This is a genomic window from Streptomyces sp. A0642 (assembly GCF_004795105.1).
Taxonomy (GTDB): domain Bacteria; phylum Actinomycetota; class Actinomycetes; order Streptomycetales; family Streptomycetaceae; genus Streptomyces.
The window spans coordinates 1-10,200 of sequence record NZ_SSBL01000053.1; the positions used below are offsets into that span (position 1 = coordinate 1).

The window sequence follows — 10,200 nt, forward strand, 5'->3', positions numbered from 1 at the left end:
TGGTCTTCATGGACGACGGCGTGGTCGTCGAGTCGGGCCACCCGCGCGATGTCCTGACCAACCCGCAGCACGACCGGACGAAGTCGTTCCTGTCGAAGGTGCTGTAGCTGCCCCACCCAGACGCGCGAGGGCGGTACGGACCGGCACGGTCCGTACCGCCCTCGCGCGTACGCGCGCCTACTTCGCCAGCAGCTCCGGCCTGAGCATCAGCTCCCGCAGCTGCGCCCGCGTGAGCGGCGGGGTCTTCAGCAGCGGCCCCTGCGCGGTGTCGGCCTCGAAGCCGGTGCTGTCCCGTACGGCCAGCAGCCCGCCGTCCTTGAGCGTGAGCCGGGCGTCCAGTTCCGGGCCCCACTGCGGGGTGCCGTCCCCGTAGTCCATCGAGTCGCTCCAGATGGTCAGCACCCGCCCGTCCGGCAGTTCCTCCCGGACGCAGTCCGTACGCTGGGGCTCCCCCCTCCCCGCCTTGCACAGGTTCGTGTCCGCGGGACCGCCCCCGAGCTTCTTCTCCAGCGTCTTCGCGTTCATGACGCCGACGGTGAGGTAGCCGACGCCGCCGTCCCTGCGCACCGCGTAATGCCCGTCCAGCGGTCCGACCGGGTGCTCCTCGGCCTGCTCCGCCGTCGCGTGCTTGATGATGACGGCGAGCGAGACCTGCTCGACCGCCCCCACGTCCGCGGGCAGCATCTTGACCAGCTGCTGGGCCCGGCCACTGTTGCCGACCAGCTCGGTGGGGGCCGCCACCGAGGCCTTCTGCGGGTTCTGCCCCGAAAGCGCGGGCACGACGAACGCCCCCGCCGCCACCGCGCACACCGCCGCGGCCGACACCGCGGCCCTGCGGCGCGTGCGGACCCGGCCCGCCCTCGCGTACACCGCCTCGGTGCTGATGACCGGCTGCCCCGCGTCCTCGGCAGCCCGCCCCAGCAGCTCACGCACGTCGTTCATACCAGTTCCTCCGCCATCTCGGCGCGCAGCGCCGCCAACCCCCGAGCCGCATGGCTCTTGACCGTGTTCTCCCGCATCCCGAGCACTCCGGCCGTGGCCTCGACGCTCAGGTCCTCCCAGTAGCGCAGCACCAGGACGGCCCGCTGCCTGGGCGTGAGCCGGGCGAGTGCCGCCCGTACCGCCAGGCCGGTGTCCGTGTCGGCTGCGTGGGCCGCCCGTTCGGGCAGTTCGCCGTACGACTGCTCGCGCCGCCAGAACCGGCGGCGGGCGGCGATGAAGGTGTTGACCAGTGTCTTGCGCGCGTACGCCTCGATGTTGTCGAGCCGTCCGTATCGCCGGCCGCCGAGCACCACCTTGACCAGCGTGGCCTGGACCAGGTCCTCGGCCTCGTGCCGGTCGCCGCAGAGCAGATACGCGCTGCGGAACAGTGCGGTGCGTCTGGTCTCGACGAAGGCGTGCAGCGCCTCGTCGCCCTCGCTCCGCATCATCTGCGCCCCTCCCCCGGTCCGCGGGCGCGGACCGTCTCACCCTTCCAGTGCGGTGGGGCGCGGGGCGGGTTGCGGCGGGCCGCCGGAAAAGTTGGCGGGGCGGCACGGACCGTCGTCCGTACCGCCCCGCCCCGCATGGTGCCCCTACTTGACCGCGAGCACCAGGCTGTCGGACGGCGAGCACCAGACGGGCCGCGCCTCGGCGAACCCGGCGGCGCGCAGGGCGTCGGCGTGCCACGCCGCGGAGGGCGTGTCGCCGTCGGCGTGATCGCCGTAGATCTCGAACCGCTCGGCGGTCGGCCCGGCGAGCACCGGGTCCGCGGCGGCCAGCGCCCACCACTGCGCCCAGTCCAGGACCCCGGCGCTCTTGGCCCGGTCCATGCCGGCGTGCCGGTGGGCGCGTTCGGCCGCGTTGATCCGGGGAGTGGCCGTCTCGATCATGCGGTCGGCGTTCATGAAGACGCCGCCGTCCCGCACGAGGCCGCCGATCTGCCCGTACAGCGCGGCCAGCGGCTCGCTGTGCAGCCAGTGCAGGGCGGTGGCGGTGAGAACGGCGTCGTACGAGTCGTGCGGCAGCCGCTCCGTCCAGCGCGGGTCCTTGAGGTCCGCGGTCACGAAGCTGACGCGGTCGTCGCCGGCGAAGGTGCCGCGGGCGATGGCGAGCAGCGCGGGGTCGAGGTCGACGCCGGTGCTGGTGGCGTTCGGGAACCGCCGCAGCAGCCTGTCCGTAATACTTCCCGTACCGCACGCGAGGTCGAGCACCCGCGGTTCCGGGCCCGTGAAGGCCTCGACCATGTCGAGCATGACCCGGAAGCGCTCCTCGCGGTCGGGCAGGTACCACTCCTGCTGCCGGTCCCAGCTCGTCTGCCAGGCCTGCCAGTCGGCGCCCGTCGCTGTCTCCGTCACTCGAAACCCTCCCATGTAATACCCTGGACCCCTAGAAGCCCATTACTTCATCGCCGCATCGACCTTAGACCGACGCCGTAAGGACTACAAGTGGAACTGGCCTATTACTCGGACTATGCCGTGCGCCTGGTCAACACCGAGGAGCCGGCCCGCGGCAAGGACGCCCTCACCTCGGTCGACGCGGTGCGCGAGCTCTTCGGCGCCAACGCCCAGGCCGCACGGCGGGCGACCGACGCGGACGTGACCCGCTTCCGGTCGGTACGGGCCCGGCTGCGCGCGGTCTTCGAAGCGGCCGACGGCGGCGACGAGACGCTCGCGGTCGACCTGCTCAACTCACTGCTGCTGGAGTTCCCGGTCAGCCCGCAGATCTCGGGGCACGACATCCGGGACGCGGACGGCAAGCCGGACTGGCACATGCATCTGGCCGACCACCCGTCCAACGCCACCGCGGGCTACACCGCGATCGCGGCGATGGGCCTCGCCTTCCACCTCACCTCGTACGGCGTGGACCGGCTCGGCCTGTGCGAGGCGGCGCCCTGCCGCAACGCCTACCTCGACACCTCGACCAACCGCTCCCGCCGCTACTGCTCGGACCGCTGCGCGACCCGCGCCAACGTGGCCGCCTACCGGGCCCGGAAGCGCCTGGAGACGGAACGGGCCGCGGAGACCGGCTTCGGCGCCGAGACCGGCCGCAGCGCGGAGACCGCCCAGACCGCCACCCCCCACACCGAGCGCTGACCCTTCGCCAGCGGCCGGTAGCGGGCCCGGACCCTGGCCAGTACGAGCTCCTCGGGCACGGTCCCGTAATCCGTGCTGTCACCGCCGGCGAAGCGGTTGTCACCCAGCACCCACCACCCGCCGTCCCGCCGCTCCACGGCCCGCTTGACCACCAGCAGGTCCTGCTGGAACGGATGCCGCAGAATCACCACGTCACCGGGGCGCACCGGCGCCCCGTGCTGCACGAGCAGCCAGTCCCCGTGGTGGAGCGTGGGCACCATCGACGGCCCCGTCACCTCCACCACCTGGAACGGAACTCTCCCCGCCGGCCCCCGTCCGGGCTGGTCATCGGTCAGTTCCGGCACCTCGGGCACCTCCCGCATCTCTCCGGCACCTCCCCGGTCCGTCCTTACACCATCCCTCACAGGGTTCCGTACATTCGGCCACTGGTCCCGTCCTCACCCTGGACTTTTGGCCTAAGCCCCAGGGGGCACCCGCAAAAACACGGTTCTCACGGAGTAATGTCCCACCTGAGATGACGATCACGAGGAAGGACAGCTCAATGCTTTCCCGCCTGTTTGCCCCCAAGGTGAAGGTCAGCGCCCACTGCGACCTCCCCTGCGGCGTGTACGACCCGGCCCAGGCCCGCATCGAGGCGGAGTCCGTCAAGGCCGTCCAGGAGAAGTACCAGGCCAACGAGGACCCGCACTTCCGGGCCCGCGCGGTGGTCATCAAGGAGCAGCGCGCCGAGCTCGCCAAGCACCACGTCTCGGTGCTCTGGAGCGACTACTTCAAGCCCCCGCACTTCGAGAAGTACCCCCAGCTGCACCAGCTGGTCAACGACACCCTCAAGGCGCTGTCGGCCGCGAAGGGCTCCACGGACCCGGCCACGGGCCAGAAGGCGCTCGACCTGATCGCCGAGATCGACAAGATCTTCTGGGAGACCAAGAAGGCTTGATCTCCGGTCGGGCCGACTGACCTGCGATGCCGCAGGCCGCGTCGCCCGTACCTGACCGCACCCGGACCGCGGGGCGCCGATGACGGCGTCCCGGTCGGACCGGGTGCGGTCTTTTTTCTCCTCGCCGCAGATGGGCGTGGATCCGCAGGGGGCGCCGGCGGGAGCATGAGCGAGGACCAGCTGAACCCCCTTGACGCTCGCCCCGCAGTGGGTGCTTTCCGTTCAGTTCCCATGGCATAGCGCATCAGCTGGAGCGCTGAGCGGTTGCCTGAAGGTACTCATGGAGGAAGGGGGCGTCGAGACGTGTGTCGACGACACGATCGCGCACGTCGGTGAGAAGCCAGCCCAGCAGTTCGGCAGTGGCGTCGTACTCATCGTAGAAGCCCATGCACAAGTCGGTGATCTCGCACTCGAACATCACGTCGTCAACTAGGGCTGCCAAGTGCGCATCGGCGGCTGGGGTATTGGTCGCGGTCCATGTGTTCAGCCAAGGACGCAGGCTGTTGGTGGCCACGGTGATGACGCTGAGGCAATCCCTGACGGGCACGGGGCTGGGATGGGTATGCAGCGTGCTCTGCCACCAAGCGGACCAGACGTCCCGCAGGGCTTCGGCCAAGGGCAATTCCCAGGCGGTCCAGCCCGCGTGGATCAAGCGGGAGGCGATGAGCTCCTCGTCGATGTGGAGCCGGCCGGTGACGAGTAGGCGAATGATGCGCGGGACGAGGTGACGATAGAGACGAGGAAAACCTTCCCAATGATCAGGCGTCTTTGCGGCAACCGAGGAAACCAGGTCGTCGCCTATGAGATGCAGCGGGCCGGAGAGTGCGGCGAGGTCGCGCTCGCCGTAGCAGTACGTGCATCCTGTGACGAGGAAGGGGCCTTCTGAGGCGAAGGCGTGGTCCAGGGCATCGAGAGCTGTCATGAGCTGCTCAGAGCAAGACATGAAGACCCGCCGGGGGACTCCGTCCGGGTGACCGGCGAAGATCGCAGGCTATCAGGCCATCCCCCGCCTATCACGGAACACCTTGATGGCCCGAGTCGAGGGAAGCGAAGGTCCGTGAAGGATCCATCTCCGATCCTCACACGGGCGACTCGATAGGGTCGGGCCATGATGGAGAGTCCCGTGGTCGAGCTGCTTGAGACCGAGTACCGACGCGTTTGGGACCGCTTCTACGACGAGTTCACGTTCCGGCCGAGTACAGGTTCTCTCAAGTGGCCGGCCATCAAGGAGCCCGTCGCATCGGTTACCTGGAGCCTTGCCGTGCTTGACGACGATCCTGAGTGCGAGCGTTTGGACCGCTTGGTCGAGGTAGTCGAGCAGGGGCTGAAGTCCTGCATGGGCCCGAGCGGAACGCTGCTCGCGCTCGACTGGCAGCACACTTCGTATCGCTTCGACCCGCTGGGCGTCGGTGGCCCTGGGCAGCCGGCCTGGCCCTTGAGTCCGTACCCCGATGGGGACTACTACGTCTACCTGTCGGAAGACTTCCGTATGGGCAGTTTTGGGCACCCCTGGGAAACGTCCCTTTGTCTGTTCGGTCAGGAATTCCTCGACGCCGCATCCGCGGAGGTGGAGAAGCTTCTCGGACAGCCGATCCGTAGGTCCGGCAGGGCAGTCGGCACCACCTGAGGTGAGTCCCAACTTCACAGGCACCAAGGAGTCAGACCCCACAGCGCATCCTGATGCCCTCGCTGCCTGTGGCGGCGAGGGCATCAGTCGTCAGACGGCGCGGGCTGTGGGTAACTGCGAGACCCACTTCGTCACCTCGGTCAGATGCTCGGGCTGCAGCCCGCGATGTGGGTCGGGCTGCACGAGGAGGGTCGGCGCTCCCCCGGCAGTGCGCTCCGCCGCCCAGTTGTGGTCGAGGCTGGTGAAATCATCGTCGATCCAGACGGCGGGAGCGTCTGCCAGCCAGCCGTCGACGTGGTCGCGTTTCCAGAGGTAGCCGTCGGGGTGACTGGTAGTGATCTGGGGGCGAGGCAGGTCAAGGTAAGGGAAGTCGGGCAGCCCCAGGAGAGGGCCGACGATCGTGGTGGCGTCCTTGCGCCAGCTCGTGCACCACACGGGGGTGACGAGTCCGCTGGTCAGGAGGTCGGCGAGAAGGACGCCATGGCTCGGGTCGAGCCAGATGGGGACGGGGTCGTCGGGGTGCCGGCCGGTGGGCTGGACGGTGTGGCGGACGTGGGTGGGCGGGGTGCTGCCGTCGGCGGCCGGGAACGGGATGAGGACGCCGTCGATGTCCAGAAGCAGGTAGGGAAGGGGCATCGTTTCCTCCGTCGGTCAGCGTTTGCGGGCGGTGATCAGGAGGGTGGTGGGCCGCGGGTCGCGGCGCGGGTGCCGCAGTTCCAGCACCGAGGTGACGCGCAGGCCCGCCCGAGAGAGGTGGGCCCCCCAGCGGCGGGCGTCGAATGCCGCCTGGATGATGCACGCCCTCGCCCACCAGTCCCTCAGCCTCAAGCAGCCCCACCACTGCGTGGACCTCGTCAAGGGCGCCCTCACCCGCGGCCTCGGCCACGTCGACGGCCAGACCGAAGCGCTCCTCCACATCACGCACGCCCGTGCCTACGCAGTCGTCGGCGAGAACCCATTGGCCGCTCGTGCTCTCCTCGCCGCCGAAGACGCACTCTTGCGCGAGGACGGTCCCCAGCCCAGATTCTCCCGCGTCAGCGGCCCCGCCGCCGGCACCGTGGCCAGCCACACCGCACGCACGCTGACCGACCTCGCCGACCACATCGGCACGGAACAGCAGCACCGCGGCGCGCTCACCCGCTGGGGCCCGGAGAAGTACAAGCGCGTCCCCGCCCTCACCCACGCCGACCTCGGCGACAGCCTGACCGCCCAGGCCCGAGCCGACGAAGCGGTCGCAGCCTGGACCCAGGCCCTGGTCCTCATGGAAGGCATGACCTCCGATCGCACCCGCAAGGCGATCACCTCGATCCGCTCCACGCTCGCGATCTACCAGCGCCGCCGCGTCCCCGGAGCCGCAGATCTCGCCCGCCGCGCCCGCGAGGCCCTCGCCTAACATGCCCAACAACCCGCCCGACGAAGGGAACACCGTGGCCCAGCAGACCGACGACCAGCCGCAGGCCCTCAAGCCAGCGCTCGAATCCATGACCCTGCTGGTCGCCGCAGTCATCGTCCACGACAAGGCCACCAACCGCGTCGTCCTGCTCCAGCGCAGCGAGAACGCCAAGTTCGCCCAGGGAATGTGGGACCTCCCGGTCGGCAAAAGCGAGCCGGGCGAACCCATTACGGAGACCGCTGTCCGCGAGCTCCGCGAGGAGACCGGCCTCACGGTCAAGCCCGAGTCTCTCAAGGTCGCCCACATCATCCACGGCGCCTGGGGCGTCGAAGCTCCCAACGGCTTCCTCACGGTCGTCTTCGCCGCCCACGAATGGACCGGCGAACCCGAAAACCGCGAACCCCGCAAGCACTCCCAGGTCCGCTGGGTCGACGCCGACACCATCCCGGATGAATTCGTGGACACCACAGCCAGCGCCCTCCACCGCTACCTCACCGACGGCCCCCAGGTGTCAGTCGACGGATGGCGCTAACACCCCGCGTGCTTCGTCAGGCCAGACGCGTGTCAGTGGTGCCCCCTCGCTCATCCCTTGGGACGAGCGAGGGGACCATGCATACGGCAAGTAAATTCGGTACCTTCGAGAAGAACATCCAAGTGCCGAGTGAGCAATGCACATTTGCGCTGACGAGCGCGAACGCCATCGCCCGTAAGCTGCACGGCCACTAAGTAGCCAGTTCGGTCGACGCGAGCGCACCGACCTGGTTCTGGTATGGGGCGCGCTAACCGCGCCGAGCACACTGAACGAGTGTACCGATGAGAGAGGCTTCAAGGGTCAGCACGGCAGTGAAAGTGGTGGCAGCCCGCACGAGGGCCGCGGGGTAGGTGGCGCCGTCTAGACGGGCCAGTTTGGCCACTCCTGCTGCGGCTAGCAGCGCGAAGACGACCACCAGAGTCCCCGTGAGCAGAATAATGGCGAGCACCGTCATGACAATCTCCCTGCAGGAGTGGGGATAGTGACGCCACCGAAGGTCGCGAAGATGGTGTTCACCGTGGTGCGCTCGGGCGATGATGAACAACGTCGGACGCACGGACCCGGGGGACATATGCACGACGACTGCAGGGACTCCCAGGCAGCACTAGCCGCGTTGCGCCAAGCGTTTGAGGATGGGCTGGCACGGTCCCGGCTGAACAAGACACAGCTCGCGGCTAGGGCGGAACTTAGCCGCACTACCGTGCAGGAGGCATTCCGAACGGGCGCGCCCACACCGTCGGCCGATACCGTCGCAGCTCTGGCCCGGGCCCTGCATCTGTCGGACAATGAGCTGCTGGAGCTGCGACGCACAGCTGCCACACCGGCGGGTCACTCCCGTGAGTCTGACCAGGGTTGGCCAGGCAGACCGATTGACGAATGGAACCCGCACGACTTGGAAGTCCATCCCGCCGGACCAGCTTTCAACGGACGCGGCTCAGGGACAGAGTCCGCGCGGATGCTGCCTGGCTATGTACGGCGCGCGCACGACCAGATCCTCGCTGACGCGGTACGCGATGTTTCCGCAGGCCGGAGTCGGATGGTGATCCTGGTCGGGGCGTCGTCGACTGGCAAGACAAGAGCTTGTTGGGAAGCCGTACAGCCACTTTCGGGACAAGGTTGGCGCCTGTGGCATCCCTTCGATCCGACCCGTGCCAAAGCTGCGCTCGATGAGCTTGAACGTGTGCAGGCACACACGGTGGTGTGGCTCAACGAGGCGCAGCACTACCTCGGTGCACCCTCGGTGGGCGAGCGGGTCGCGGCAGCAGTGCACAGTCTTCTCACCGATCCGCTGCGTGAGCCAGTTCTAGTTCTAGGAACCCTCTGGTCCGAGTACGCCAACCAGTACGCAGCCATGCCCGAGGCTGGCCAACCGGACCCACACAGTCGGGTAAGGGAATTACTCGCTGGCCGCATCCTCACCATCCCGGACGCCTTCGATCAACAGGCACTCTGCATGGCTGCCGATCTTGCTCAAGGGGGCGACCGGCTGCTGGCCGATGCCCTCACACGGGCTGGCACCGACGGGCGGGTGACTCAGGATCTCGCTGGCTCGCCCGAATTGCTGCGCCGCTACGCGCACAGCAGCCCTGCTTCGAAGGCAGTGTTGGAGGCAGCGATGGATGCACGTCGTCTCGGTATGAGCCTCCACCTCCCTCAGGCATGGCTCATTGACGCGGCAACTGATTACCTCAGCGATCAGGACTACCACCAGCTCACCGAGGACTGGGCGGAGCAAGTATTCACTGACCTCTCTCGGCCTGTCCACGGCAAGCAGGCACCCTTACATCGAGTCGCCGCCCGCCCTAAGCGCCTCCCTCCGGGCAGTGAGGCACGGGACCCCGTACTAGTTCCCGACACGGGCTCGACGTTCCGGCTAGCCGACTACCTCGAACAGCATGGCCGCACCACCCGACGGGTGAAGTGCCCACCTGCCTCGTTCTGGCACGCTGCCCATCAGCACCTCAGGAATGCCGACGACCTGTATAACCTCGCTGAGGCTGCCAAACAGCGATATCGCTTGCAATGGGCCCACCACCTACGCGACCAAGCCGCCAACGCTGGTAGCACCCGTGCTCTCGTCGACCTGGCTCGCGAACGGGAGGCAGCCGAGGACCACGACGGTGCCCGAGTTCTGTACCGGCAAGCGGCCGAGGCCGGCGATACCGGCGCTCTGCTCTATCTGGCGAGGGAGCGCGAGACGACTGGGGACTACGCTGGCGCCGAAGCCCTCTATCAGCAAGCCATCGATGCAGGCAGCACCGATGCGATGGTCCAACTGATGAGAATGCGCGAGGCAGCCGGGGACAGTGATGGTGCCGAAGCCCTCGCACAGCGGGCTGCCAACGATGGTAGCGCCAAGGGCTTGGTCTACCTGGCTCTGATGAGAGAGAGGGCCGGGGACCACAGCGTCGCCGTAGCCCTCGCTGAGCGAGCCGTCCAAGCCGGCAGCACCCGTGCCCTCGGTGACTTGGCGGGGGAGCGGGAGACGGCCGGGGACTACGCCGGTGCCGAAGCCCTCTATCAGCAAGCCATCGATGCAGGCAGCACCGATGCGATGGTCCAACTGATGAGAATGCGCGAGGCAGCCGGGGACAGTGATGGTGCCGAAGCCCTCGCACAGCGGGCTGCCAACGATGG

At 68.2% G+C, this 10,200-nt stretch carries 11 protein-coding genes and 3 pseudogenes; 7 read left to right on the forward strand and 7 right to left on the reverse strand.

Going from position 1 to position 10,200, the window contains the following annotated elements:
* Positions 1–107, forward strand: a pseudogene (locus E6R60_RS37695) (ectoine/hydroxyectoine ABC transporter ATP-binding protein EhuA); the annotation flags it as partial.
* A gap of 70 nt (positions 108–177) precedes the next feature.
* On the opposite strand, the gene E6R60_RS36145 reads toward E6R60_RS37695, so the two are convergent.
* From E6R60_RS36145 to E6R60_RS36155, 3 genes are all read right to left on the reverse strand, one after another.
* Complete coding sequence (locus tag E6R60_RS36145; protein WP_136330975.1) at positions 178–942, reverse strand: hypothetical protein; 765 nt, start codon at positions 940–942, stop codon at positions 178–180.
* Positions 939–1,427 (reverse strand): SigE family RNA polymerase sigma factor, encoded by a 489-nt coding sequence (locus E6R60_RS36150; RefSeq protein ID WP_136330985.1) that lies wholly within the window; start codon positions 1,425–1,427, stop codon positions 939–941. Before E6R60_RS36150 ends, E6R60_RS36145 begins: the two co-directional genes overlap by 4 nt.
* A gap of 147 nt (positions 1,428–1,574) precedes the next feature.
* Positions 1,575–2,336 carry a class I SAM-dependent methyltransferase gene (locus E6R60_RS36155; RefSeq protein ID WP_240802820.1) on the reverse strand — a complete coding sequence of 254 codons (762 nt, stop codon included), beginning with the start codon at positions 2,334–2,336 and terminating at the stop codon, positions 1,575–1,577.
* Positions 2,337–2,426: 90 nt separating this feature from the next.
* Here E6R60_RS36155 and E6R60_RS36160 point away from each other — a divergent pair, with 90 nt between their 5' ends.
* Positions 2,427–3,074 carry a CGNR zinc finger domain-containing protein gene (locus E6R60_RS36160; RefSeq protein WP_136330977.1) on the forward strand — a complete coding sequence of 216 codons (648 nt, stop codon included), beginning with the start codon at positions 2,427–2,429 and terminating at the stop codon, positions 3,072–3,074.
* On the opposite strand, the gene sodX is transcribed toward E6R60_RS36160, so the two are convergent.
* On the reverse strand, positions 2,960–3,436 hold the full coding sequence (gene sodX / locus E6R60_RS36165; RefSeq protein WP_136330978.1) for a nickel-type superoxide dismutase maturation protease: 477 nt from the start codon (positions 3,434–3,436) through the stop codon (positions 2,960–2,962). The two genes, E6R60_RS36160 and sodX, sit on opposite strands and share 115 nt — an antisense overlap.
* A 179-nt stretch (positions 3,437–3,615) precedes the next feature.
* Between sodX and sodN the strand changes: the two genes are divergently transcribed.
* Complete coding sequence (sodN, locus tag E6R60_RS36170; RefSeq protein ID WP_136330979.1) at positions 3,616–4,011, forward strand: superoxide dismutase, Ni; 396 nt, start codon at positions 3,616–3,618, stop codon at positions 4,009–4,011.
* A 244-nt stretch (positions 4,012–4,255) separates the two neighbouring features.
* On the opposite strand, the gene E6R60_RS36175 is transcribed toward sodN, so the two are convergent.
* The gene (locus E6R60_RS36175) at positions 4,256–4,954 is read right to left on the reverse strand and encodes a hypothetical protein (protein ID WP_136330980.1); all 699 of its coding nucleotides are present in this window, start codon (positions 4,952–4,954) and stop codon (positions 4,256–4,258) included.
* A 180-nt stretch (positions 4,955–5,134) separates the two neighbouring features.
* On the opposite strand from E6R60_RS36175, the gene E6R60_RS36180 reads away from it, so the two are divergent.
* Positions 5,135–5,638 carry a DUF2716 domain-containing protein gene (locus E6R60_RS36180; RefSeq protein ID WP_240802821.1) on the forward strand — a complete coding sequence of 168 codons (504 nt, stop codon included), beginning with the start codon at positions 5,135–5,137 and terminating at the stop codon, positions 5,636–5,638.
* A gap of 90 nt (positions 5,639–5,728) precedes the next feature.
* On the opposite strand, the gene E6R60_RS36185 is transcribed toward E6R60_RS36180, so the two are convergent.
* On the reverse strand, positions 5,729–6,274 hold the full coding sequence (locus tag E6R60_RS36185) for an HAD domain-containing protein (protein WP_136330982.1): 546 nt from the start codon (positions 6,272–6,274) through the stop codon (positions 5,729–5,731).
* Between the two features lie 142 nt (positions 6,275–6,416).
* On the opposite strand from E6R60_RS36185, the pseudogene E6R60_RS36195 reads away from it, so the two are divergent.
* Together E6R60_RS36195 and E6R60_RS36200 are read left to right on the forward strand one after the other, a co-directional pair.
* Positions 6,417–7,031: pseudogene (locus tag E6R60_RS36195) on the forward strand (hypothetical protein); the annotation flags it as partial.
* A 1-nt stretch (position 7,032) separates the two neighbouring features.
* The gene (locus E6R60_RS36200) at positions 7,033–7,563 is read left to right on the forward strand and encodes an NUDIX domain-containing protein (protein ID WP_136330983.1); all 531 of its coding nucleotides are present in this window, start codon (positions 7,033–7,035) and stop codon (positions 7,561–7,563) included.
* A gap of 247 nt (positions 7,564–7,810) precedes the next feature.
* Here the strand turns inward: E6R60_RS36200 and E6R60_RS36205 are convergent, their stop codons facing one another.
* Positions 7,811–8,017, reverse strand: a complete 207-nt coding sequence (locus E6R60_RS36205; protein ID WP_136330984.1) for a hypothetical protein — start codon at positions 8,015–8,017, stop codon at positions 7,811–7,813.
* A gap of 726 nt (positions 8,018–8,743) precedes the next feature.
* Here E6R60_RS36205 and E6R60_RS36210 point away from each other — a divergent pair.
* Positions 8,744–10,200, forward strand: a pseudogene (locus E6R60_RS36210) (tetratricopeptide repeat protein); the annotation flags it as partial.

Coding starts and splice junctions, on each gene's coding strand:
- E6R60_RS36175 (WP_136330980.1), bottom strand. CDS start 4,954: ATGTCTTGCTCTGAGCAGCTCATGACAGCTCTCGATGCCCTGGACCAC.
- E6R60_RS36200 (WP_136330983.1), top strand. CDS start 7,033: ATGCCCAACAACCCGCCCGACGAAGGGAACACCGTGGCCCAGCAGACC.
- E6R60_RS36185 (WP_136330982.1), bottom strand. CDS start 6,274: ATGCCCCTTCCCTACCTGCTTCTGGACATCGACGGCGTCCTCATCCCG.
- E6R60_RS36145 (WP_136330975.1), bottom strand. CDS start 942: ATGAACGACGTGCGTGAGCTGCTGGGGCGGGCTGCCGAGGACGCGGGG.
- E6R60_RS36150 (WP_136330985.1), bottom strand. CDS start 1,427: ATGCGGAGCGAGGGCGACGAGGCGCTGCACGCCTTCGTCGAGACCAGA.
- E6R60_RS36205 (WP_136330984.1), bottom strand. CDS start 8,017: ATGACGGTGCTCGCCATTATTCTGCTCACGGGGACTCTGGTGGTCGTC.
- sodX (WP_136330978.1), bottom strand. CDS start 3,436: ATGCGGGAGGTGCCCGAGGTGCCGGAACTGACCGATGACCAGCCCGGA.
- sodN (WP_136330979.1), top strand. CDS start 3,616: ATGCTTTCCCGCCTGTTTGCCCCCAAGGTGAAGGTCAGCGCCCACTGC.